General features: G+C 66.6%; 16 protein-coding genes, 3 rRNA genes and 1 riboswitch. Of the genes, 3 read left to right on the forward strand and 16 right to left on the reverse strand.

The features are described from left to right. Positions 1 to 12: 12 nt before the first annotated feature. Complete coding sequence (gene gcvP / locus K3769_RS05010) at positions 13 to 2,898, reverse strand: aminomethyl-transferring glycine dehydrogenase (protein WP_267025249.1); 2,886 nt, start codon at positions 2,896 to 2,898, stop codon at positions 13 to 15. Positions 2,899 to 3,082: 184 nt separating this feature from the next. Next, a riboswitch (glycine riboswitch) is annotated at positions 3,083 to 3,178 on the reverse strand. Positions 3,179 to 3,282: 104 nt separating this feature from the next. Between gcvP and K3769_RS05015 the strand changes: the two genes are divergently transcribed. Beyond that, on the forward strand, positions 3,283 to 3,687 hold the full coding sequence (locus K3769_RS05015) for a PRC-barrel domain-containing protein (protein ID WP_267025250.1): 405 nt from the start codon (positions 3,283 to 3,285) through the stop codon (positions 3,685 to 3,687). A 6-nt stretch (positions 3,688 to 3,693) separates the two neighbouring features. Here K3769_RS05015 and K3769_RS05020 read toward each other — a convergent pair whose 3' ends face one another. The 13 genes from K3769_RS05020 to K3769_RS05080 form a co-directional block, all read right to left on the reverse strand. Continuing rightward, positions 3,694 to 5,106, reverse strand: a complete 1,413-nt coding sequence (locus tag K3769_RS05020) for a DNA polymerase IV (RefSeq protein ID WP_267025251.1) — start codon at positions 5,104 to 5,106, stop codon at positions 3,694 to 3,696. A gap of 90 nt (positions 5,107 to 5,196) precedes the next feature. Beyond that, positions 5,197 to 5,829 (reverse strand): MerR family transcriptional regulator, encoded by a 633-nt coding sequence (locus K3769_RS05025; RefSeq protein WP_267025252.1) that lies wholly within the window; start codon positions 5,827 to 5,829, stop codon positions 5,197 to 5,199. A gap of 214 nt (positions 5,830 to 6,043) precedes the next feature. Next, on the reverse strand, positions 6,044 to 6,517 hold the full coding sequence (locus K3769_RS05030) for a bifunctional nuclease family protein (protein ID WP_006123076.1): 474 nt from the start codon (positions 6,515 to 6,517) through the stop codon (positions 6,044 to 6,046). Positions 6,518 to 6,616: 99 nt separating this feature from the next. After that, entirely contained in the window at positions 6,617 to 7,351 is a 735-nt protein-coding gene (ftsR, locus tag K3769_RS05035; protein ID WP_267025253.1) for a transcriptional regulator FtsR, read from the reverse strand. Between the two features lie 43 nt (positions 7,352 to 7,394). Beyond that, positions 7,395 to 8,366: a zinc-ribbon and FHA domain-containing protein gene (locus K3769_RS05040; RefSeq protein ID WP_267025254.1), complete on the reverse strand. Its 972-nt coding sequence runs from the start codon at positions 8,364 to 8,366 to the stop codon at positions 7,395 to 7,397. Positions 8,367 to 8,427: 61 nt separating this feature from the next. Further along, positions 8,428 to 9,306, reverse strand: a complete 879-nt coding sequence (locus K3769_RS05045) for a DUF881 domain-containing protein (RefSeq protein WP_267025255.1) — start codon at positions 9,304 to 9,306, stop codon at positions 8,428 to 8,430. Positions 9,307 to 9,311: 5 nt separating this feature from the next. Then, positions 9,312 to 9,644 carry a small basic family protein gene (locus tag K3769_RS05050; RefSeq protein WP_046587749.1) on the reverse strand — a complete coding sequence of 111 codons (333 nt, stop codon included), beginning with the start codon at positions 9,642 to 9,644 and terminating at the stop codon, positions 9,312 to 9,314. After that, a complete protein-coding gene (locus K3769_RS05055) occupies positions 9,641 to 10,543 on the reverse strand; it encodes a DUF881 domain-containing protein (protein WP_267025256.1) in 903 nt (300 codons plus the stop codon). Before K3769_RS05055 ends, K3769_RS05050 begins: the two co-directional genes overlap by 4 nt. 92 nt (positions 10,544 to 10,635) lie before the next feature. Continuing rightward, a complete protein-coding gene (locus K3769_RS05060) occupies positions 10,636 to 13,131 on the reverse strand; it encodes a mannose-1-phosphate guanyltransferase (protein WP_267025257.1) in 2,496 nt (831 codons plus the stop codon). An 89-nt stretch (positions 13,132 to 13,220) separates the two neighbouring features. Further along, complete coding sequence (clsA, locus tag K3769_RS05065; RefSeq protein ID WP_107018623.1) at positions 13,221 to 13,853, reverse strand: cardiolipin synthase ClsA; 633 nt, start codon at positions 13,851 to 13,853, stop codon at positions 13,221 to 13,223. 149 nt (positions 13,854 to 14,002) lie between these two features. Beyond that, a 5S ribosomal RNA gene (rrf, locus tag K3769_RS05070) occupies positions 14,003 to 14,119 on the reverse strand. Positions 14,120 to 14,217: 98 nt separating this feature from the next. Beyond that, positions 14,218 to 17,340 (reverse strand): 23S ribosomal RNA (locus tag K3769_RS05075). Positions 17,341 to 17,659: 319 nt separating this feature from the next. Then, positions 17,660 to 19,187: ribosomal RNA gene (locus K3769_RS05080) — 16S ribosomal RNA — on the reverse strand. The 16S, 23S and 5S rRNA genes sit together here, the layout of an rRNA operon. Before the next feature lie 584 nt (positions 19,188 to 19,771). Between K3769_RS05080 and K3769_RS05085 the strand changes: the two genes are divergently transcribed. Beyond that, entirely contained in the window at positions 19,772 to 20,221 is a 450-nt protein-coding gene (locus K3769_RS05085; protein WP_267025258.1) for a PTS sugar transporter subunit IIA, read from the forward strand. 79 nt (positions 20,222 to 20,300) lie between these two features. Continuing rightward, positions 20,301 to 21,971, forward strand: coding sequence for a phosphoenolpyruvate--protein phosphotransferase (gene ptsP / locus K3769_RS05090; protein ID WP_267025259.1), 1,671 nt, complete (start codon positions 20,301 to 20,303; stop codon positions 21,969 to 21,971). A gap of 93 nt (positions 21,972 to 22,064) precedes the next feature. Here ptsP and K3769_RS05095 read toward each other — a convergent pair whose 3' ends face one another. Together K3769_RS05095 and K3769_RS05100 are read right to left on the reverse strand one after the other, a co-directional pair. Continuing rightward, complete coding sequence (locus K3769_RS05095; RefSeq protein WP_267025260.1) at positions 22,065 to 22,961, reverse strand: DUF8829 domain-containing protein; 897 nt, start codon at positions 22,959 to 22,961, stop codon at positions 22,065 to 22,067. Positions 22,962 to 23,060: 99 nt separating this feature from the next. Beyond that, positions 23,061 to 25,028 carry an acetoacetate--CoA ligase gene (locus tag K3769_RS05100; protein ID WP_267025261.1) on the reverse strand — a complete coding sequence of 656 codons (1,968 nt, stop codon included), beginning with the start codon at positions 25,026 to 25,028 and terminating at the stop codon, positions 23,061 to 23,063. Positions 25,029 to 25,045 lie beyond the last annotated feature (17 nt).

Genomic DNA, 25,045 nt, shown 5'->3' on the forward strand with positions numbered 1-25,045 from the left:
CGTAAGCGTCCATCAGTCCTCGTAAGCGTCCAACGGCGGGCACGAGCAGACCAGGTTGCGGTCGCCGTACGCCTGGTCGATCCGCCGCACCGGCGGCCAGTACTTGTCGGCGGCCGAGACCCCGGCCGGGAACACGGCCTCCTCGCGGCTGTACCCGTGCTCCCACGTGCCGCCGAGCGCGCCCGCCGTGTGCGGGGCGTTGCGCAGCGGGTTGTCGTCCGCGGCCCACTCGCCCGAGCCGACCTTCTCGATCTCCGCGCGAACGGCGATCATCGCGTCGCAGAACCGGTCGAGTTCGGCCAGGTCCTCGCTCTCGGTGGGCTCGATCATCAGCGTGCCGGCCACCGGGAACGACATCGTCGGCGCGTGGAAGCCGTAGTCGATGAGCCGCTTGGCGACGTCGTCGACGCTTACACCGGTCGCCTTGGTGAGCGGCCGGAGGTCGATGATGCACTCGTGCGCCACGAGCCCGCCGGGACCGGTGTAGAGGACCGGGAAGTGCGGCTCCAGCCGCTTGGCCACGTAGTTGGCGCTGAGCACGGCGACCTGCGTGGCCCGCTTGAGCCCTTCGCCGCCCATGAGCCTGACGTACGCCCATGAGATGGGCAGGATGCCCGCGGAGCCCCAGGGAGCCGCCGAGACCGGGCCCACGCCCGTCTCCGGCCCCGCGGCGGGCTGCAGCGGGTGGTTCGGCAGGTACGGCGCCAGGTGCGCGCGCACTCCGACCGGGCCGACGCCCGGACCGCCGCCGCCGTGCGGGATGCAGAAGGTCTTGTGCAGGTTGAGGTGCGAGACGTCGCCACCGAAGTGCCCCGGCTTGGCGAGCCCCACCAGCGCGTTGAGGTTGGCGCCGTCCACGTAGACCTGCCCGCCCGCCTCGTGCACCTGCGCGCAGATGTCGGCGACGTGCTCCTCGAACACCCCATGGGTCGAGGGGTACGTGATCATCAGCACGGACAGCTCGTCACGGTGCTGCTCGATCTTGGCCCGCAGGTCCTCGACGTCGATCTCGCCGTCCTCGGCGGTCTTCACGACGACGACCTTCATCCCCGCCATCACCGCGCTCGCGGCGTTCGTGCCGTGCGCGGACGACGGGATGAGGCAGACCGTGCGCTGCTCGTCGCCGTTGGCCCGGTGGTATCCGCGGACGGCCAGCAGCCCGGCCAGCTCGCCCTGCGAACCGGCGTTGGGCTGGAGCGAGACGTTGTCGTAGCCCGTCACCTCGGCGAGCCGCTCCTCCAGCTCACGGATGAGCGTGAGGTAGCCCTGTGCCTGCTCGGCGGGCGCGAAGGGGTGCAGCTGCCCGAACTCGGGCCAGGTGACCGGCTCCATCTCGGTCGTCGCGTTCAGCTTCATGGTGCACGAGCCGAGCGGGATCATGCCCCGGTCGAGCGCGTAGTCGCGGTCGGCGAGCCGGCGCAGGTAGCGCAGCATCGCGGTCTCCGAGCGGTACTGGTGGAAGACCGGGTGCGTGAGGTACTCGTCCGTGCGCAGCAGCGCGGCCGGCAGCGTGTCCTCGGCCGTTCCGTCCAGCGCGGTCACATCGCCGTCGACGCCGAACGCCGACCAGACGACACCCAGCTGGGCCCGCGTGGTCGTCTCGTCGCAGGAGAGGGAGAGGTGGTCCGCGTCCACGAGGTGGAGGTTGACCCCACCCTGACGGGCGGCGGCCAGCACCTCCGCTGCCCGGCCCGGCACCCGCACGGTGAGGGTGTCGAAGTACGCCTCGTGGACGACCTCGACCCCGCCCGCCGTCAGACCCGCGGCGAGGATCGTGGCGTACCGGTGGGTACGCCGGGCGATGCCCTTCAGTCCCTCGGGGCCGTGATAGACGGCGTACATCCCGGCCATCACGGCGAGCAGGACCTGGGCCGTGCAGATGTTGCTGGTCGCCTTCTCACGGCGGATGTGCTGCTCACGCGTCTGCAGGGCCAGGCGGTACGCCTTGTTGCCGTCGGCGTCGACCGAGACACCGACGAGCCGCCCGGGCAGGCTGCGCGCGAAGTTCTCCCGTACGGCCATGTATCCGGCGTGCGGCCCGCCGAAGCCCATCGGCACACCGAAGCGCTGGGTCGTACCGACGGCGATGTCGGCGCCCAGCTCGCCGGGCGAGGTGAGCAGCGTCAGGGCGAGCAGGTCGGCGGCGACGGTGACGACCGCGCCCAGCTCGTGCGCGCGCTCGATCACGGGCTTCAGGTCCCGTACGGCACCGGAGGCACCGGGGTACTGGACGAGCACGCCGTTGATCTCACGCCCGGCGAGCTCCTCGGGGATGCCCTCGGCGAGGTCGGCGACGACGACCTCGACGCCGGTGGGCTCGGCACGGGTCCGTATCACCGCGATCGTCTGCGGCATGGTGTCCGCGTCGATCAGGAAGAGGCCCTTCTTGTTCTTCCCCATGCGCCGCGACAGCGCCATGGCCTCGGCGGCGGCCGTGCCCTCGTCGAGCAGCGAGGCCCCGGAGGTCGGCAGTCCGGTCAGCTCGGCGACCATGGTCTGGAAGTTCAGCAGGGCCTCGAGGCGCCCCTGCGAGATCTCGGGCTGATAGGGCGTGTACGCCGTGTACCAGGCCGGGCTCTCCATGACATTGCGCAGAATGACGGGCGGCGTGAATGTGCCGTAGTAGCCGAGCCCGATCATCGAGCCCAGCACCTCGTTGCGATCCGCGAGGGAACGCAGCTCGGCCTGTACCTCGGCCTCGGTGCGGGCGCCCGGCAGTTCGAGCGCGTCGGCGTTCTTGATCACATCCGGTACCGCGGCGGCCGTCAGCTCGTCGAGCGAGCCGTACCCCACCTGCGCGAGCATCTTGGCGCGGGCCTCGGAGTCGGGCCCGATGTGACGCTGCTCGAAGGGGATTCCCTGTTCGAGCTCGGAGAGCGGAATACGTTGGGCGGTCATTGCGGAGGCCTCCTGGTCTGACGACCTTCGAGGGGCACCACAGTGCGGGTGCCCGAACGGCCTCCCCCTCTGTCATCTCGACCTGAGAGCTTCACCGGTCCGCCGTGAGGGCGCACCGGCTTTCACCGTCGGTGAGAGCGGAGCCCGTCGAATACTCGAACACCCCTCTGCTTTCCAGAGTGACCTCGTCCATGCGGTACGTGTGCCTGAGAGATTCCGGGGAGGATTTGCTCCTTCGGCGCCTCCGATGAAGCCTGGAGGACTCTCCCGCACGGGGTCAGCAGCCGTCGCCCAGCCTACCAGCGGGGTTCCCTCAAGTGGCCGGTCACCTCAAAGTGCTCTTTCGTAGTGCTTACGGATGAGTTGCGAGCAGCTGGAGGGCCCGTGCAGACCGACATCGATCCGCGCAACCTGATAGGCCGCAAGGCGTTCGACCGCAACGGCACGAGGATCGGCACCGTCGACGAGGTCTACCTCGACGACGCGACCGGCGCACCGGAGTGGGCCGCCATACGAACCGGTCTGTTCAGCCGGGACGCCTTCGTCCCCCTGGAGCCCAGCGAAGTGATCGCCGAATCCCTGCACGTCCCCTTCGAACGCTCCCTGATCAAGGACGCCCCCGACTTCGGCGTAGGCCGCCACCTCTCCCCCGAGCAAGAACTGCAGCTCTACCACCACTACGGCCTGGACGTCGCGCCCCCGCCCCCTTTCCCGGACAGGGACTTCGGCCGCCTGGCCACGAAGGAGGACCCCACCCTCAAGGGGCGCGGGGAACGGCGCGATCTTTAAGGTCTTTCAGGGGCGCGGGGAACGGCGCAACCCTTCACCCACAGGGGGCGCAACCAGAGGCAACGGCTCCGCCCCCTCCAACCCGGGATCGTCGACCCGAAACGTCTTCACCCGCCCCGGCGCGGAATCCGGTGTCTCGAACCGCACGGTCACCCTCCCCAGCCCGCTCCCCTGCACCCACCCGTGCCCGAACTCGACATGCCGAACATCGTGCCCCGCCCGCCACTGCCGCTCCACCACCGGCTCCGGCTCCTCGACCGCCTCCTCCGCCGCCACCGGCTCCGCCCCGAGCCCCTCCGGCTCCCCATCGGCAGCGGCCTGCGCCTCGGCCTCAGCCTGGGCCTGGGCCTGGGCCTGCGCGAAGAGGTCCTCCTGCGTGTAGTCGGCGAGCCCGGTCACCCCGACCCCCAGCAACCGCACACCCCCCGTGGTGTCCACCGCCTCCAGCAGCCGCGCCGCGGCCTCCCGCACCACGGCCGGGTCGTCCGTCGGCCCCCGCAACGTCTCCGACCGCGTCAGCGTCGAGAAGTCGTACCGCCGCACCTTGAGCACGATCGTCCGCCCGGACAGCTGCGCCCCCCGCAACCGCTGGACACACCGGTCCGCGAGCCGCTGCACCTCCATGCGCACCCGCACCCGGTCATGGATGTCCACGTCGTACGTGTCCTCGACGGACACCGACTTGGTGTCCCGCTCGGCCACCACGGGCCGCTCGTCATGGGCCAGCGCCATCGCGTACAGGGCGAGGCCATGGGCCTTCCCCAGCAGCCGTACGAGCTCGTCCTCGCCCGCCTCCGCGATCTCCCCCACGGTGTTGATCCCGCCCCGCCGCAGATGGTCGCCGGTGGCCGGCCCCACACCCGGCAGGATCCGCACCGGCATCGGCGCGAGCAGCGCCCGCTCGGTGCCCGGCTCTATGAGCACGAGCCCGTCCGGCTTGGCCTGCTCGGAGGCGATCTTCGCGAGCATCTTGCAGGCCGCGAGCCCCACGGACCCGGTCAGCCCGGTGACGGCCCGGATGTCGTCGCGCAGTCTCTTCCCGGCCAGCAACGCCGACGCCTCGTCCCAGGCGGTCCCCCCGGCCTCCAGATCCACGAACGCCTCGTCCAGGCTCAACGGCTCCACCAGCGGCGACAACTCCCGCAGCAGCCCCATCACCTGCTCGCTGATCTGCCGGTACAGACCGAAGCGCGGTACGAGATACGCGGCGTTCGGCGCCAGGCGGCGGGCCTGCGCCATCGGCATCGCCGAATGAACCCCGAAGACCCGCGCCTCGTACGAGCAGGTGGAGACCACGCCACGCGGTCCGAGGCCGCCCACGACGACCGCCTTCCCGCGCAGGCTCGGCTTGGACGCCTGCTCCGCCGAGGCGAAGAAGGCATCCATGTCGAGATGCAGGATCGTGGGCGCGGTTCTCACATGTCCGATGCTGCCCTACGCCACTGACAATGCCCCGGGCCACCGCCCACGGAGCGCCGCGGAACCGCCGGCCCGCCCTGCGCGGCCGTCTCAGACCGCGCGGTTGCGGCGCCGGGCCAGCTCGTCCGCCGGATTGGCCCCGACGAGCGTCTCACCCGTGTCCACACGCTCTCCGTGCAGCTGCGAGAGCGCGCTGCGCACGTCCCGCCACACGACGCCCACGGCGATGCCGAAGATGCCCTGGCCGCCCTGGAGAAGGGCGTGGACCTCGTCGGGCGAGGAACATTCGTAGACCGTCGCGCCGTCGCTCATCAGCGTCATCCGCTCCAGGTCGCAGGAGCCCCGCTCCTTGAGATGCTGGACCGTGGTGCGGATGTTCTGCAGCGAGACCCCCGTGTCCAGGAACCGCTTCACGATCTTCAGGACGACCACGTCACGGAAGCTGTAGAGCCGCTGCGTCCCCGACCCGTGAGCGGGCCGCACGCTCGGCTCGACCAGAGCGGTCCTGGCCCAGTAGTCCAGCTGCCGATAGGTGATCCCCGCGGCCGCGCAGGCCGTGGGCCCGCGATAACCGATCTCCTCGGACGCCACCTCGCCGTCCCTCGGCACCACTTTCGGCCGCTGTACGTGATCGGCCGCGCTGCTGTGAAGCGGGTACGGGCCACTGTCCCCCAGACCGCGTCCGGAGGCACCCCCAGCCGTACCGTCGCCGCTGCTTCTCACGCCGACCTCCGTCCTAGACCTGCCTTCTCGACGGTAGGCAGTCACCAGGGGCTCGTCAACGATCGCCACACTCGGCACGCCGGGTGATAATCACCCTAAGAGTGGTTTCCCGTGCCCCACTGCGGGGAAAGGCTAGCCGAATGCGCTCGGGACGACCGCCGTACGGCGCGTCGTCCGGCGGTCCCGGAGGGTCACGGACCGGTCTCCGGCACCGTCACTGGCTGTTGGTCCCGAAGTCCTCGGGCGAGATCTGGTCGAGGAACTCGCGGAACTTCTCCACCTCGTCCTCCTGCTCGTCCGGGATCGCGATGCCGGCGTCGTCCAGGACACCGTCGCTGCCGTAGATGGGCGTCCCGGTGCGCAGGGCGAGCGCTATGGCGTCGGACGGCCGCGCACTCACCTCGACCCCGCTGGCGAACACCAGCTCCGCGTAGAAGACGCCCTCCCGCAGGTCGGTGATGCGCACTTCGGTCAGCTCCTGGCCGACGGCTTCCAGCACGTCCTTGAACAGGTCGTGGGTCAGCGGTCGCGCGGGAGCCATGCCCTGCTGAGCGAAGGCGATCGCCGTCGCCTCCCCCGGCCCGATCCAGATGGGGAGGTAGCGGTCGCCTCCCACTTCACGCAGGAGCACGATCGGTTGGTTGGAGGGCATTTCGACCCGGACACCTACGACGTCGAGCTCGTTCACACAGCAACCCTAGGCCGTGCCCGGCACCTTTGGGTAGTCGAGCACGGAATGGGTGCCCTATCCCACGTTCCACGCCCCGCGTCCGGGCGGGTCGCCGGGTCAGGGAAGCCGCACCCCGAGGGCCGACTGCACCAGGGCGGCGTGCAGCCTCACCGCGAGCCCCGCCAGCTCCTTGGTGCGCGCCTGGGCGTGTGCCCTGGTCTGCGGGTTGCGGTGGAGCCGCAGGGGTGCCACGACCTGGTCCACCAGGCCGGCCTCGCGGTCGGCGGCGGCCTTCACGGCGCGCAGATGGCGCGGCTCGATCCCGAACCGCCCCAGTTCGAGCACCAGTCCGGCGACGGTCACCGCTTCGGCGTCGTACACGCCGTCCGGCAGCGGGGTGATGAGCCCGTACGACTCCCACTCGTCGAGCTGCCGCTCACCGATCTCGGCGGCGGCCAGCAGCTCGTCGCGCCCGATACGGGCGACGACGGGCTCCTCGGGCTCACTCAGGGCCTCCCCGTCGCGCTGACGCCCCACGGAGGGCAGCGGGGCCGCCTCTCCGCGCCCCATGGCGTCCAGATGCTCCCGGATGACCTTCAGGGGCAGATAGTGGTCCCGCTGCATCCTCAGGACGTGTCCGAGGCGTTCGACGTCGTCCTCGCTGAACTTGCGGTATCCCGAGGGGGTGCGCTGCGGCTCGATGAGGCCCTCGGACTCCAGGAAACGGATCTTGGAGACGGTGACCTCGGGGAATTCGTCACGCAGCACGGTCAGCACCGTGCCGATGCTCATCAGCCCGTGGTCCGTGGCGGCGGCGCCGTGACCGGCACCGCCGCTCGGTGTTCGAAGCATGGACCTTCCCTGGGGGTCTCCCCGGACAAAGTCTGGGGGAGGGTCAGATGCCCCGCTGGCTCGCGTAGAAGACCAGCCGGTACTTGCCGATCTGCACCTCGTCACCGTTCGCCAGGGGGACCCGGTCGATGCGCTCCCGGTTGACGTACGTGCCGTTGAGGCTGCCGACGTCCGCCACCGTGAACGAACCGTCGGGCTCCCGGCGGAACTCCACATGGCGGCGCGACACGGTCACGTCGTCCAGGAAGATGTCGCTCTGCGGATGACGGCCGGCGGTCGTCAGATCACCGTCCAGCAGGAAGCGGCTGCCCGAGTTGGGCCCCCGCCGCACCACAAGGAGCGCCGAGCCGAGCGGCAGGGCGTCCACGGCGGCCTGCGCCTCGGGCGACAGCATCGGCATCTGCGTCTGACCGGTGGCCTCGGCGTCGTAGGCCTCAAGACCGGAGATGGAGATCGTCGAGGTGGTCTCCGACGGACGCTCGGGGGTCGCCCCGGCCCGCAACGGCGCACCACAGTTCGAGCAGAAGCGACTCGCTTCCGCGTTGCGGTTACCGCACCTCGTACACACCAGGGCCGACATGGACGGATCCTCCTGCCGCGGCTGCCCCGCCGGGGTATTGGACGCGTACGGGTCGGAGCCGAATCCTCCACCCGCACCTGAGGTTGACGGATCCCCGAAACCTATGCGCCCCGACTGGGCAGGGTCAACAGACGGCGCGCCCTGACCACCGGAAATGTCACCGGGCGGCCCACCCACCTGGTCGCGGAACAGCGGGCGGTCCCCCTGCTCCTCGCCTTCCGAGGGGCGCGGTGCGCGATGGCGGGCGGTGGCGTTGTCGCCGCCCTCTCGTGCGCTCTTGCCGAACAACTTCGCAAACAACTTCACGGGCGATTCCCCTTGACCGAAACAGACCCGCCCGTGGGGCAGGACGAACCCTGATTGCACACACCGGTCGAGCCGGACACCCTCACAACGTCCGTATCCACCAGACAGTTTCCACCACGCACCAGCCATTCGGTGCGTCGACCCCCCGCAAGCTCATGCCCTCGGAGAGCCGCCTCCAAGCGCCGCAGGTTCACTGGGAGGACGACCGAGCGTAGTCAGGCCGCTCTGCGGGTCGCAAGGCGTCCACGACGATCTTGTCGGACCGCTCCACCGTGACGGTGGCCTGCTCCTTCTCCAAAGTCTGCACCACGCCGCCAGGGATGTTGAGCGCCGGTTCGAGGTCCTGGGGTTTCCCGATGACCTTGAAACGATACGGGGAGCCGATCTTGTTCCCGTCCACCGCGACTCCCCCGCTCTTATCCGTCAGATAGGTGCCCGCGACGATCCGTACGCCATTGACCTGGATGGCCTCCGCGCCCGCCGCACGGAGCTCCTGGACCGCGTCGAGCAGCATGTCGGCCTCGACCGTTCCCTTCCCGTCGGCGATGGTCAGCGTGATGCCGGGGCCCTGCGCCGCCACGGTGCCCGCCAGAATGCCGAGTTGCTTCTCCTTCTCGACCGTCTGCTTGCGGGCCTCCTCGGCCTGGTCCGAGCTGTTCTCCAGCTCGGTGCGCTGATCCTCCAGCCCCTGCTTCTCCTCCTCCAGACGCTGTGTGCGGTCATCGAGTTCATCGAGGATGCGTACGAGGTCCTCCTGGCGTGCGCCGCGCAGGGCCCCGTCGCTGTCGCTGTTGGACGCGACCTGGACGGCGAGGCCGAACCCGAGGCCGAACAGCAGCAGCGCGACGATCAGTTGCGCGCGGGACACCCGCGGCGGCCACAGGCCCGCCACCAGCCGCTGCCGGCCGGTCGGGGCTGCCGGTCCGCTCCGCTCGGGCCCGGCCTGCGGTGTGCGGGTCCCGGCCGCCTCCTCGGGAGCGTTCCGGGGAGTCCTCGCCTCCACCTCTTCGGGCAGTTCCTCGCGCAGCGGGTTCCCGGGGGTGCGCGGCGTCTCGTCGTTGCTGCTCATCGGCCTCACGCCCGGAAGACGTGCCGGCGGATCGCCGCGGCGTTGGAGAAGATGCGAATGCCCAGGACGACCACGACACCCGTGGACAGCTGGGCGCCCACGCCCAACTTGTCACCCAGGAAGACGATCAGCGCGGCCACCACGACGTTGGACAGGAACGACACCACGAAGACCTTGTCGTCGAAGATGCCGTCGAGCATCGCCCGCAGCCCACCGAACACGGCGTCGAGCGCCGCGACGACGGCGATCGGAAGATAGGGCTCGACCATCGCCGGTACCTCGGGCCGGACCAGCAATCCAGCCACGACTCCCACGACGAGGCCCAGTACGGCGATCACGATGTGCCTTTCTCTGTGCTCGGTTGAGCTGTTCGTACGATCACACTCGGTGCTGCGGGCAGCCGGACCTCGTCCTCGGCGGAGATGCTGGTCCTGATCCCGAAGTTCTTGTGCAGAGCCTGCAGATACTGGCCGTCACCGCTGTTCTGGAACCTGGTGCGCAAGCGGTCCCCGTCCCCCACGGCCAACACCGTGTACGGCGGCACCAACGGCTTGTTGTCGACCAGTATCGCGTCACCCGCGGCCCTGATCGCGGACAGGGCGGTCAGCCGCTGGCCGTTGATCGTGACGGCTTCGGCGCCCGACTCCCAGAGTCCGTTGATGACCCGCTGCATGTCGCGGTCGCGTACGCGTCCGGTGTCGGAGAAGCCCGAGGTCTCCCGCGCGTCCCCGGCGCCGGCGTGATCGGCTTCCTTCGCGTCGTCCACGACGAGTTTCACACCGGGACCGTGCACTTCGAGGGCGCCCGCCAGGATGCCCACCAGCTCGCCCTGGTCACCGCCGTGCTTCTTCAGCGCCTCGCGCTGCCGGGCCCCGACATCGTCGCGCAGTTCGTCGATGGCGTCCTCGAGGTCTTCGGCCGCCGACGTCTCGCTGTCGATGCGGTCGATGAGCTCCTCGCGCTCCTTGGCGACGACCGGAGCCGCTATCCGCGCCTGCGCCGCGCCCACGGTCACCAACAGGGCCGCGAGCACCAGACCGGCCGCGAGACCGAGCTTCGCCGACAGCTTCTTGGGCATCCCGCCCGTGCCGTCGGCCTTCCGCCGGGCAGCCGCCTCGGCGTACCCCTCGTCGAGACTGTGGTCCATGACGTTGGTGAGCAGCGACATGGACGCGTCCGGGCGCGGGGGGCGCGTGGGGGTGCTCCGAACGGGGGGCTGCTGCGGCATGCCGCACATCGTCGCACGTCGCGACCTGTAGCTCCGAACGGCCCCACCGACGTGCCGGACAGGCCCCTTTCGGGGCATTGTCCGGCACGCGCGCGTGGTACTCAGCGACCGGCGCTGTCCACCACCGACGACCACTCGTCGAGCAGTGCCTGCGCCGAGGCGTCGTCGGGCCCTTCGGCCCACAGGTGGGTGACCGCCTCCGCCGGATCGGGCAGAACCATCACCCAGCGTCCGTCGGTCTCCACGACACGCACACCGTCGGTCGTGTCGACGAACCGGTCACCGGCCGCCTCCACGACGCGCCGCATCACCAGCCCCTTGACCGCCCAGGGAGTCGCGAGATCGCGCTTGAGGACGTGCGCCTTCGGAATGCGCGCGTCGATCTGACTGAGCGTGAGCTGCGTCCGTGCCACCAGACCGAGGAGCCGGACGAAGGCGGCCGTGCCGTCGAACACACTGCTGAACTCGGGCACGATGAACCCGCCGCGCGCGTCGCCGCCGAAGATCGTCGACTCCTCGCGCCCGACGCGCGTCAGATCGTCGGGAGACGTCGTCGTCCAGTCGACCTGCGTCCCGTGGTACGCCGCCACCTGCTCGGCGATCCGCGTGGTGGTCACCGGCAACGCCACACGTCCGCTGCGCCGTTCGGCCGCCACCAGGTCGAGCAGGACGAGCAGTGCCCGGTCGTCCTCGATGATCCGGCCCTTCTCGTCGACGAGCGACAGCCGCTCGCCCACCGGGTCGAACCGCACGCCGAACGCGGCCCGCGCCGAAGCCACGATCTCGCCGAGCCGGACCATCCCGGACCGGCGGGTGTCCGCCGTCTCCGTGGGACGTGACTCGTCGAGACCCGGGTTGATGGTCAGCGCGTCGACCCCGAGCTTGCCGAGGAGGCTGGGCAGCACCAGTCCGGCACTGCCGTTCGACGCGTCCACGACCACCTTGAGCCCGGCGTCGGCGATCCCACTCGTATCGACGTTCCTGAGCAGAGAGCCGGTGTACGAGTCGAAGACGCTGGCCGGGAAGTGCAGGTCCCCGATCTCACCGGGGAACGCACGCCGGTACTCCTGCCGCGCGAACACGCGGTCGAGCTTGCGCTGACTCCCCTGGGACAGGTCCGCCCCGTTCCCGTCGAAGAACATGATGTCCACCGAGTCGGGAACTCCGGGCGTCGTACGGATCATGATTCCGCCGGCACTGCCCCGCGCGGTCTGCTGCCGCGCCACCGGCAGCGGTACGTTCTCCAGGTCCCGTACGTCCATGGCGCTGGCCTGAAGAGCGGAGATGACGGCCCTCTTGAGGGCACGGGCACCCCTGGAGTGGTCACGGGCCGTCGTGACGGTGGACCCCTTCTTGAGGGTCGTCGCGTACGCGCCCGCCAGGCGGACCGCCAGCTCGGGTGTGATCTCCACGTTGAGGATCCCGGTCACTCCACGGGCCCCGAAGAGATGCGCCTGGCCCCTGGACTCCCAAATGACCGACGTGTTGACAAACGCGCCGGCCTCGATGGTCTTGAACGGGTACACCCGGACGTTGCCCTGGACGATCGATTCCTCGCCGACGAGGCACTCGTCCCCAATGACGGCGCCGTCCTCGATACGCGCCGCCCGCATGATGTCGGTGTTCTTGCCGACGACACAGCCGCGCAGATTGCTGTGCTGACCGATGTACACGTTGTCGTGCAGTACGGCCTTGTGCAGGAACGCGCCGGTCTTGACGACGACGTTGGAGCCCACCACGGTGTGCTCGCGGATTTCGACGTCGGCTTCGACCTTGGCGTAGTCCCCGATGTAGAGCGGCCCCCGCAGCACCGCGTCGGGGTGGACCTCGGCGCCCTCGGCGACCCAGACGCCGGGCGATATCTCGAAGCCGTCCAGCTCGACGTCGACCTTGCCCTCCAGGACATCGGCCTGCGCCTTCACATAGCTTTCGTGCGTGCCGACATCTTCCCAGTAGCCCTCGGCGACATAGCCGTAGATCGGCTTGCCCTCCTTCATCAGCTGAGGGAAGACATCGCCGGACCAGTCGACGGAGACATCGGCATCGACATAGTCGAAGACCTCGGGCTCCATGACATAGATGCCGGTGTTCACCGTGTCCGAGAAGACCTGACCCCAGGTCGGCTTCTCAAGAAAACGCTCGACCTTTCCCTCGTCATCGACAATGGTGATGCCGAATTCAAGAGGATTGGGAACGCGGGTCAAGCAGACCGTTACGAGCCCACCCTTTTCCTTGTGGAAGTTGATGAGGTCGGTGAGGTCGAAGTCGGTCAGAGCATCGCCGGAGATCACGAGGAACGTGTCGTCCTTCAGTGCCTCTTCGGCGTTCTTGACACTGCCGGCAGTACCGAGTGGCTTCTCCTCGTTGGCATAGGTGAGCTCCATACCGAGCTCTTCACCGTCACCGAAGTAGTTCTTGACCAGCGAGGCCAGGAACTGGACGGTGACGACGGTTTCGTTTAGCCCATGCCGCTTGAGCAGCCGCAGCACGTGCTCCATGATCGGGCGGTTGGCCACAGGCAGGAGCGGCTTGGGCATGCTTGAGGTCATGGGGCGAAGGCGTGTGCCTTCGCCGCCGGCCATCACGACGGCCTTCATGTCGGAAGCGTCCTCCTTGAAGAGACGGTCTAGCCGACTTCACCCGTCAGATTGTCCCGCACATTCTCGTTGCGGGCCATCAGAGACCTCTACGGCCGCCCATTGGGCGGGCTCAGTCGGCCATGGTTGTCCGCACGAACAAGGCGGCGGACCTGAACCACGTAGAGGATCCCTGCCCACCAATACAGAGTTGTACCCCATCCGGCGAACGCCCATCCGAAAATAGCAGCGAGTGACGCAAGCCAGCCACTTCCGTCACTGAGCAGCAACAACGGGAAGGCGTACATCAAGTTGAACGTTGCAGCCTTCCCGAGGAAGTTCACCTGTGGCGGCGGATAGCCGTGCCGCCTGAGGATGCCCACCATCACGAGCAGAACGAGCTCGCGCGCCAGCAGCACACTGGTCAGCCACAGGGGCAGGATCTCGCGCCAGGTGAGCCCGAGCAGGGTCGAGAGGATGTAGAGGCGGTCGGCGGCGGGGTCCAGCAGCCGGCCGAGGCCGCTGATCTGGTTCCAGCGACGGGCGAGCTTGCCGTCCAGATAGTCGCTGATACCGCTCAGCATGAGCACCAGAAGCGCCCAGCCGTCGCTGTTGGGCCCACCGAACTCCGGCCTGAGGATCAGCCACAGAAAGAGCGGTACGCCCGCGAGGCGCGCCATGCTGAGGATGTTCGGGATGGTGAGGACCCGGTCTGTCTGGACGCGGGTCTCCTGGACCTCCACCCGGGGGCCTCCTGTGGGAACGAGCCAACGTTGCCCCCTGACCTTACCCTCAGGCATCGGCCCCGAGCGCGGAGGGGTTCCGGGTGATCCCGCACCCGGAACGCAAAAAAGCCCCCGCACCGAAGTGCGGGGGCTTTTCCGTAATATTTGTTCGGCGGCGTCCTACTCTCCCACAGGGTCCCCCCTGCAGTACCATCGGCGCTGTAAGGCTTAGCTTCCGGGTTCGGAATGTAACCGGGCGTTTCCCTCACGCTATGACCACCGAAACACTATGAAACTCTCAAACTGCGGCACCACACCCCGTGGCCACACGGGTATGGGATTGTTCGTGGTTTCAGAACCAACACAGTGGACGCGAGCAACTGAGGACAAGCCCTCGGCCTATTAGTACCGGTCAGCTCCACCCCTTACAGGGCTTCCACATCCGGCCTATCAACCCAGTCGTCTACTGGGAGCCTTAACCAATCAAGTTGGTGGGAATACTCATCTCGAAGTAGGCTTCCCGCTTAGATGCTTTCAGCGGTTATCCCTCCCGAACGTAGCCAACCAGCCATGCCCTTGGCAGGACAACTGGCACACCAGAGGTTCGTCCGTCCCGGTCCTCTCGTACTAGGGACAGCCCTTCTCAATATTCCTACGCGCACAGCGGATAGGGACCGAACTGTCTCACGACGTTCTAAACCCAGCTCGCGTACCGCTTTAATGGGCGAACAGCCCAACCCTTGGGACCGACTCCAGCCCCAGGATGCGACGAGCCGACATCGAGGTGCCAAACCATCCCGTCGATATGGACTCTTGGGGAAGATCAGCCTGTTATCCCCGGGGTACCTTTTATCCGTTGAGCGACGGCGCTTCCACAAGCCACCGCCGGATCACTAGTCCCGACTTTCGTCCCTGCTCGACCCGTCGGTCTCACAGTCAAGCTCCCTTGTGCACTTACACTCAACACCTGATTGCCAACCAGGCTGAGGGAACCTTTGGGCGCCTCCGTTACTCTTTAGGAGGCAACCGCCCCAGTTAAACTACCCATCAGACACTGTCCCTGATCCGGATCACGGACCCAGGTTAGACATCCAGCACGACCAGACTGGTATTTCAACGACGACTCCACCCGAGCTGGCGCTCAAGCTTCACAGTCTCCCAGCTATCCTACACAAGCCGAACCGAACACCAATATCAAACTATAGTAAAGGTCCCGGGGTCTTTCCGTCCTGCTGCGCGAAACGAGCATCTTTACTCGTAGTGCAATTTCACCGGGCCTATGGTTGAGACAGTCGAGAAGTCGTTACGCCATTCGTGCAGGTCGGAACTTACCCGACAAGGAATTTCGCTACCTTAGGATGGTTATAGTTACCACCGCCGTTTACTGGCGCTTAAGTTCTCAGCTTCGCCAAACCGAAGTTTGACTAACCGGTCCCCTTAACGTTCCAGCACCGGGCAGGCGTCAGTCCGTATACATCGCCTTACGGCTTCGCACGGACCTGTGTTTTTAGTAAACAGTCGCTTCTCGCTGGTCTCTGCGGCCACCCCCAGCTCACCGAGTAAATCGGATCACCAGTGATGGCCCCCCTTCTCCCGAAGTTACGGGGGCATTTTGCCGAGTTCCTTAACCATAGTTCACCCGAACGCCTCGGTATTCTCTACCTGACCACCTGAGTCGGTTTAGGGTACGGGCCGCCATGAAACTCGCTAGAGGCTTTTCTCGACAGCATAGGATCATCCACTTCACCACAATCGGCTCGGCATCAGGTCTCAGACTTATGTGAACCGGATTTACCTGGATCACGTCCTACACCCTTACCCCGGGACAACCACCGCCCGGGCTGGACTACCTTCCTGCGTCACCCCATCACTCACCTACTACAGGTCTGGTCCGTCGGCTCCACCACTTTCCATTCCCCGAAGGGTCCGGAACGGCTTCACGGACTTAGCATCGCCTGGTTCGATGTTTGACGCTTCACAGCGGGTACCGGAATATCAACCGGTTATCCATCGACTACGCCTGTCGGCCTCGCCTTAGGTCCCGACTTACCCTGGGCAGATCAGCTTGACCCAGGAACCCTTAGTCAATCGGCGCACACGTTTCTCACGTGTGTATCGCTACTCATGCCTGCATTCTCACTCGTGAACCGTCCACCACTGCCTTCCGGCGCGGCTTCACCCGGCACACGACGCTCCCCTACCCATCCATACTCCCGTTGGGGATATGTGTATGAATGACACGACTTCGGCGGTACGCTTGAGCCCCGCTACATTGTCGGCGCGGAATCACTAGACCAGTGAGCTATTACGCACTCTTTCAAGGGTGGCTGCTTCTAAGCCAACCTCCTGGTTGTCTGTGCGACTCCACATCCTTTCCCACTTAGCGTACGCTTAGGGGCCTTAGTCGATGCTCTGGGCTGTTTCCCTCTCGACCATGGAGCTTATCCCCCACAGTCTCACTGCCGCGCTCTCACTTACCGGCATTCGGAGTTTGGCTAAGGTCAGTAACCCGGTAGGGCCCATCGCCTATCCAGTGCTCTACCTCCGGCAAGAAACACACGACGCTGCACCTAAATGCATTTCGGGGAGAACCAGCTATCACGGAGTTTGATTGGCCTTTCACCCCTAACCACAGGTCATCCCCCAGGTTTTCAACCCTGGTGGGTTCGGTCCTCCACGACCTCTTACAGCCGCTTCAACCTGCCCATGGCTAGATCACTCCGCTTCGGGTCTTGAGCGCGCTACTATACCGCCCTATTCGGACTCGCTTTCGCTACGGCTTCCCCACACGGGTTAACCTCGCAACACACCGCAAACTCGCAGGCTCATTCTTCAAAAGGCACGCAGTCACGACGCACCAAGTAAACTTGATGCGCGACGCTCCCACGGCTTGTAGGCACACGGTTTCAGGTACTATTTCACTCCGCTCCCGCGGTACTTTTCACCATTCCCTCACGGTACTATCCGCTATCGGTCACCAGGGAATATTTAGGCTTAGCGGGTGGTCCCGCCAGATTCACACGGGATTTCTCGGGCCCCGTGCTACTTGGGTGTCTCTCAAACGAGCCGTTGATGTTTCGACTACGGGGGTCTTACCCTCTACGCCGGACCTTTCGCATGTCCTTCGCCTACACCAACGGTTTCTGACTCGCCTCACAGCCGGCAGACTGTGAAAGAGAGATCCCACAACCCCGCATGCGCAACCCCTGCCGGGTCTCACACACATACGGTTTGGCCTCATCCGGTTTCGCTCGCCACTACTCCCGGAATCACGGTTGTTTTCTCTTCCTGCGGGTACTGAGATGTTTCACTTCCCCGCGTTCCCTCCACACACCCTATGTGTTCAGATGTGGGTGACAGCCCATGACGACTGCCGGGTTTCCCCATTCGGAAACCCCCGGATCAAAGCCTGGTTGACGGCTCCCCGGGGACTATCGTGGCCTCCCACGTCCTTCATCGGTTCCTGGTACCAAGGCATCCACCGTGCGCCCTTAAAAACTTGGCCACAGATGCTCGCGTCCACTGTGCAGTTCTCAAACAACGACCAACCACCCATCACACACCACTTACGCGATGCTTTACCGGGGCCGGCACTGAAGATCCAGACTTGAAGTCCGTACCCTCAGACACCCAACAGCGTGCCCGACACCCCCACCCCTTCAGGTCTGCTTTCCACGCCCCGAAGGACAGTACTTACAGCCGAAGAAGGCTGAGTGTGCCGAATAATCAACGTTCCACCCTTGAGCAACCAGCACCGGACGTTCGCCGATGAACTGGCCTCTGGACCATCAGGCAGAACCTGACAGCCAAGAAGTGCTCCTTAGAAAGGAGGTGATCCAGCCGCACCTTCCGGTACGGCTACCTTGTTACGACTTCGTCCCAATCGCCAGTCCCACCTTCGACAGCTCCCTCCCCACAAGGGGGTTGGGCCACCGGCTTCGGGTGTTACCGACTTTCGTGACGTGACGGGCGGTGTGTACAAGGCCCGGGAACGTATTCACCGCAGCAATGCTGATCTGCGATTACTAGCAACTCCGACTTCATGGGGTCGAGTTGCAGACCCCAATCCGAACTGAGACAGGCTTTTTGAGATTCGCTCCACCTTGCGGTATCGCAGCTCATTGTACCTGCCATTGTAGCACGTGTGCAGCCCAAGACATAAGGGGCATGATGACTTGACGTCGTCCCCACCTTCCTCCGAGTTGACCCCGGCAGTCTCCTGTGAGTCCCCATCACCCCGAAGGGCATGCTGGCAACACAGAACAAGGGTTGCGCTCGTTGCGGGACTTAACCCAACATCTCACGACACGAGCTGACGACAGCCATGCACCACCTGTCACCCGACCACAAGGGGGGCACCATCTCTGATGCTTTCCGGGCGATGTCAAGCCTTGGTAAGGTTCTTCGCGTTGCGTCGAATTAAGCCACATGCTCCGCTGCTTGTGCGGGCCCCCGTCAATTCCTTTGAGTTTTAGCCTTGCGGCCGTACTCCCCAGGCGGGGAACTTAATGCGTTAGCTGCGGCACCGACGACGTGGAATGTCGCCAACACCTAGTTCCCACCGTTTACGGCGTGGACTACCAGGGTATCTAATCCTGTTCGCTCCCCACGCTTTCGCTCCTCAGCGTCAGTAATGGCCCAGAGATCCGCCTTCGCCACCGGTGTTCCTCCTGATATCTGCGCATTTCACCGCTACACCAGGAATTCCGATCTCCCCTACCACACTCTAGTCTGCCCGTATCGAATGCAGACCCGGGGTTAAGCCCCGGGCTTTCACATCCGACGCGACAGACCGCCTACGAGCTCTTTACGCCCAATAATTCCGGACAACGCTTGCGCCCTACGTATTACCGCGGCTGCTGGCACGTAGTTAGCCGGCGCTTCTTCTGCAGGTACCGTCACTTTCGCTTCTTCCCTGCTGAAAGAGGTTTACAACCCGAAGGCCGTCATCCCTCACGCGGCGTCGCTGCATCAGGCTTTCGCCCATTGTGCAATATTCCCCACTGCTGCCTCCCGTAGGAGTCTGGGCCGTGTCTCAGTCCCAGTGTGGCCGGTCGCCCTCTCAGGCCGGCTACCCGTCGTCGCCTTGGTGAGCCACTACCTCACCAACAAGCTGATAGGCCGCGGGCTCATCCTTCACCGCCGGAGCTTTCAACCCCCACAGATGCCTGCAGAAGTATCATCCGGTATTAGACCCCGTTTCCAGGGCTTGTCCCAGAGTGAAGGGCAGATTGCCCACGTGTTACTCACCCGTTCGCCACTAATCCCCACCGAAATGGTTCATCGTTCGACTTGCATGTGTTAAGCACGCCGCCAGCGTTCGTCCTGAGCCAGGATCAAACTCTCCGTGAATGTTTACCGGTAATCCGGTTCACATCATGAGAGCGGAACGACCAACCGGAATAAGGAAGGCCGTTCACAGCGTCCTCGCTGATGCGCCTGCCGTGCTTGCGCCCGGCAGGACTTTTTCAAAGGAACCTCCACCCACCACCCTGCGGTGATGGACGGGGTATCAACATATCTGGCGTTGATTTTTGGCACGCTGTTGAGTTCTCAAGGAACGGACGCTTCCTTCGTACTCACCCTCTCGGGCTTTCCTCCGGGCGCTTCCCTTCGTGTTCCCAAACTCTATCAGTGTATTTCCGTCTCTCTGACCACCGATTCTGCGAACATGCAGAACCAGACCCCGAGAAAGGATCTGACAAGTTTGGGTGCTGCCAGGCACGGACACTTTCGCGTCGCTCGGCCTCAAGCAGGAGTACGACAGTACACGGGGCCTCGGAGCGGGCGCAAATCGTTTCCGCTGGGCACGACGACCGCCAACCGGCTGCTCTGGCGCGGAACCGTCACTTCTCATGACTTACGCTGCTCAACAGTGCGCCGTCCGGGACAGGCAGTGACGGCCCAGATGAATCCCCGCCCCCGGGAGGCTTCCCATGACCACCGTGACGTCCCCTCTTGCAGGACGCACCATCGGACTCACCGCTGTACCCGACCCGGTCTTCTCCGGGGCCATGGTGGGCCCCGGGACCGCGATCGACCCCGTGAGGGAGGCCTCGGAGGCGGTATCGCCCATCGACGGCGTGATCGTCTCCCTGCACCCGCACGCCTTCGTCGTGGTCGACGACGAAGGTCATGGAGTGCTGACGCACCTGGGTATCGACACCGTGCAGCTCAACGGCGAGGGTTTCGAGCTGCTCGTCAACAAGGGCGACACCGTACGGCGTGGACAGTCCGTGGTGCGCTGGGACCCTGCCGCCGTCGAAGCGGCCGGCAAGTCCCCCATCTGTCCCATCGTGGCACTCGAAGCCACGGCCGAATCCCTTTCCGACGTCAGCGTTGACGGCGAAGTGAAGGCTGGCGACGCTCTCTTCAGCTGGCACTGACCTCATCGCCGTCCACGACGGCAAGCACGGCACGACATCACGGCGGCAAGGGCCCGCCGCTCTATCGGAGACGGGTGACATGGAGACAACGCTGCGAGGCGTCGGCGTGAGCCACGGTGTGGCGATCGGCGAAGTTCGGCACATGGGAACGGCGGTGCTCGAACCGCCTGCCAAGCAGATACCGGTGCAGGACGCGGAGCGCGAACAGGGGCGCGCCCGCAAGGCCGTGGAAGCCGTGGCCGCCGACCTGATGGCGCGCGGCAATCTGGCGGGCGGCGAGGCCCAGGGCGTGCTCGAGGCCCAGGCCATGATGGCCCAGGACCCGGAACTCATGGCCGACGTCGAGCGGCGTATCGCCGTCGGGAGCACGGCGGAGCGCGGGGTGTACGACGCGTTCGCCTCGTACCGTGCCCTCCTGGCGAATGCCGGTGAGTACCTCGCGGGGCGGGTGGCGGACCTCGACGACGTGCGGAACCGTATCGTCGCGCGGCTGCTCGGTGTGCCGATGCCGGGCGTTCCCGACAGCGACGAGCCGTACGTCCTGATCGCTCGTGATCTCGCTCCGGCCGACACGGCGCTGCTGGACCCGACGCTCGTGCTCGGCTTCGTCACCGAGGAGGGCGGGCCGACGAGCCACAGCGCGATCCTGGCGCGGGCTCTCGGTGTGCCCGCCGTGGTGGCGCTGCCGGGAGCCGGTGAGCTGGCCGAGGGCACGATGGTCGCCGTCGACGGCAGCACCGGTGAGATCTTCGTGAACCCGAGTGCGGAGAAGAAGGCCGAGATGGAGGCCGCGGCGGCCGCGCGCAAGGCGGCGCTCGCCGGGTCGACCGGGCCCGGTGCGACCTCCGACGGACACAAGGTTCCGCTGCTGGTCAACATCGGCGGCCCGGCGGACGTTCCGGCGGCGGTCGAGGCCGGTGCCGAGGGTGTGGGTCTGTTCCGTACCGAGTTCCTCTTCCTCGACGACAGCAAGAACGCGCCGTCCGAGGCGAAGCAGGTCGAGGCGTACCGCACGGTGCTCGAAGCCTTCCCCGAGGGGCGGGTCGTGGTGCGCGTGCTCGACGCGGGCGCCGACAAACCGCTCGACTTCCTGACGCCCGCCGACGAGCCGAACCCGGCGCTCGGCGTCCGCGGTCTGCGATCGCTGCTCGACCACCCCGACGTACTGCGCACGCAGCTGACGGCGCTGTCGAAGGCTTCCGAGGGGCTGCCCGTCCACCTTGAGGTCATGGCGCCGATGGTCGCCGACCGTGCGGACGCCAAGGCGTTCGCCGACGCGTGCCGTGCCGCGGGTCTGCAGGCGAAGTTCGGCGCCATGGTCGAGATCCCTTCCGCCTCTCTGCGGGCGCGCTCGATCCTGCGGGAGGTCGAGTTCCTGTCGCTGGGGACCAACGACCTCGCGCAGTACACCTTCGCCGCCGACCGTCAGGTGGGCGCCGTGTCCCGGCTGCAGGATCCGTGGCAGCCGGCGCTGCTCGACCTGGTCGCGATGTCCGCCGAGGCGGCGCGGGCCGAGGGCAAGAGCTGTGGCGTCTGTGGCGAGGCCGCTTCGGACCCGCTGCTCGCGTGTGTGCTGACCGGTCTGGGTGTCACCTCTCTTTCCATGGGTGCGGCGTCGATTCCCTACGTCCGCGCGACGCTGGCCAAGTACACGCTGGCGCAGTGCGAGCGGGCCGCGGCGGCGGCGCGTGCCTGTGACAGCGCCGACGAGGCGCGCGCCGCGGCTCAGGCGGTGCTGTCCGGGGAGTAGCCGGGCGAGCGGTCGTCCGTGATCGAATGGCGCTCCACCGCGAGGTGGGGCGCCACTCGCTTTTCGTGTGCGTGTGCGTGTGCGTGTGTGTGGTCAGTGCGTGTGCGCCGTCGGATGCCCGTCGTCGCCCAGGTCCGGTGGCGCGCAGTAGTCGACGCCCGACTCCGGGGAGACGAGGTCGCCCGATTCGACGTCCGTGCAGTAGGCGTCGAAGACTTCTCCCGCGGTGAGGGGTTCCAGTCCCTCGCCTCGCAGACGCCAGCCGTAGACCTGGTCGGTGGCCTCGGATGTGGTGGTGCGCATGACGAGGCCGCCGGCGCTGCGGGTGGCGATGCCCAGGGCGAGCACGGTGGTGAATTCGAGTGCCTCGGACTCGTCCAGGTGTGGTGTTCCGTGCTGGTCGTCGTCGGTGCGCAGGACAGCGACCAGTGCCTCGGGCTCCGTGGAGACACTGCACACGAGGTGCCGTTGTCCGGGGCCCGAGACGTGCAGGATGCGGACGAGCAGGTCCGAGGCCCGTTGGAAGGCCGCTCGGCCGATGTCCTCGCCGCAGGACGCGCACGTGCCGATCTGGGACAGGAGCGTGGTCGCGTACTCCCAGGTGGCGCGGCGGACCGCTTCGTCGATGAGGTCGGGGACGAGGGTGTCGAGGGTCTGGCCTTCGTAGGGGACGGTCGCGCCTGTCGTGGCGAGCTCCGCCGTGAAGCGGGTGCGGCTGGACGCGGAGTCGGGGTCGAGTGCGTGCTCGGCGCAGAACTCCGCGTACTCCTCGGGGTCGAAGAGAGCCACCGTGGTGTGGCCGCCCTCGGAGGCGAGTGTCCTGAGGAGGGTCTCCACTTGTCGGAGGTAGCTCGTGTGGTCGTCGAAGGCGAAGGTGCGGTAGCGGCGTCGCATGGCGGTGAAGTCCTGCTCGTCGGTGAGCAGGCCGATCGTTCCGGCGACTTCGCGGCGCAGGACGCGTCGCATGGTCCGGTGCTGGGTGTGCGCCATCTTTTTCCCCCTGTGCGCGGTGATCAATGCTCACTCACCGTAACCGAAGGCACTGACAATCCGCCTCGGGGTGTCCGAGGCGGTCGCGGCGGGGGCCGGTCAGGCGCGGTCGCGGGCCAGTTGCTCGTAGAAGCCGAGCAGGTCGAGGTTGTCGACGGAGCCGGGGTTGACGGCCTTTTCGAGGGGCGTGCCCTGGAGGAGGCGTTTGACCGGGACCTCGATGCGTTTGCCCGTCAGGGTGTGGGGGATGCCGGGGACTTCGATGACCTCGTCGGGGATGTGGCGGGGTGAGAGCTGTTCCCTGATGGTCCGCTTGATGCGGCCGAGGAGGGCTTCGTCGAGTTCGGCTTCGGGTGCCAGGTGGACGAAGAGCGGCATCCAGTAGCCGCCGTCGGGCTGTTCGACGCCGATGACGAGGGATTCGCGGATCTCCGGGAGGCGTTCGACCGCCTCGTAGATGTCGGCCGACCCCATGCGTACGCCCTGGCGGTTGAGGGTGGAGTCCGAGCGGCCGTGGATGACGACGGAGCCGCGTGAGGTGAGGGTGATCCAGTCGCCGTGGCGCCAGACGCCGGGGTACGTGTCGAAGTAACTGTCGTGGTAGCGGCTGCCGTCGGGGTCGTTCCAGAAGCGGATCGGCATGGACGGCATGGGGTTGGTGACGACGAGTTCGCCGACCTCGTCGATGAGGGGTTTGCCGCTCGGGTCCCAGGACTGGAGGTCGGTGCCGAGGCTCGGGGCCTGGAGTTCGCCGATGTGGACGGGGAGGGTGGGGACCGCGCCCGCGAAGCAGGAGCACACGTCGGTGCCGCCGCTGACGGAGGCGATCCACAGGTCGTCGCGCACCTCGTCGTGCAGCCAGCGGAACCCGTCGGGCGGCAGGGGCGAGCCCGTGGTGGCGACGCACTTGATCCGGGAGAGGTCGAAGTCGCGGGAGGGGTGCACGTCCGCTTTGCGGCACGCCATGACGTAGGCCGCCGAGGTGCCGTACAGGGTGGCGCCGGTGCGTTCGGCGATGCGCCACTGGGCGCCGGTGTCCGGGTAGCCGGGGCTTCCGTCGTACAGGACGATCGTGGTGCCGGTGAGGAGGCCGGAGACGAGGAAGTTCCACATCATCCAGCCGGTGGACGTGTACCAGAAGAAGCGGTCGTCGGGTCCCAGGTCGCAGTGCAGGCCGAGTTGTTTGAGGTGCTCGACGAGGATGCCGCCCTGCGACTGGACGATGGCCTTGGGCAGGCCGGTCGTGCCGGAGGAGTAGAGCACCCAGAGCGGGTGGTCGAAGGGCACCTCTTCGTAGACGGGTGTGACGTCCGACGAGGTGAGGGCGGACCATTCCAGGGCGCCTTCGGGGGCCTCGGTGCCGAGCAGCGGGATGTGGACGACGGCGCGCAGGGTGGGCAGTTCGCGGCGCAGTTCGGCGACGGTGTCGCGGCGGTCGTGTTCCTTGCCTCCGTAGCGGTAGCCGTCGACCGCGAAGAGGACGACGGGTTCGACCTGCTGGAAGCGGTCGAGGACGCTGCGGGCGCCGAAGTCCGGGGCGCAGGACGTCCACACCGCGCCGACGGCGGCGGTGGCGAGGAGGGCGGCCACGGCCTGCGGGATGTTCGGGAGGTAGCCGCTGACACGGTCTCCGGGGCGTACGCCGAGGGCACGCAGCTCGGCGGCCAGGGAGCCGACCTGCCTGCGTAGTTCGGACCAGCTCACGGGACGGGGCTCATGGGTCTCGTCGACGTAGAGGAGGGCCGGTTCGTCCGCTCGGGTGCCGGCCGCCCGCAGTGCGTGCTCGGCGTAGTTGAGGGTGGCTCCGGGGAACCACTGGGCTCCCGGCATCGAGCGGTCGCCGAGCACGCGCGCGTAGGGGGTGGAGAACCGTACGTCGAAGAAATCGGTGACGGCTTTCCAGAAGGTGTCGAGTTCGTCCACGGACCACCGGTGCAGGTCGGTGTAGCCGCCCTCCGCGGGGGCTCCGTGGTGCTCGGCCGCCCATGCCTGGAATCGGGTGATCCGCGCCCGGGCGATGTGCTCCAGGTCGGGCTGCCAGAGCGGCGAGGGGTTCGATGAGGTCATGGGTCGGCTCCCGGACT

Source organism: Streptomyces ortus (assembly GCF_026341275.1).
Lineage (GTDB): Bacteria > Actinomycetota > Actinomycetes > Streptomycetales > Streptomycetaceae > Streptomyces > Streptomyces ortus.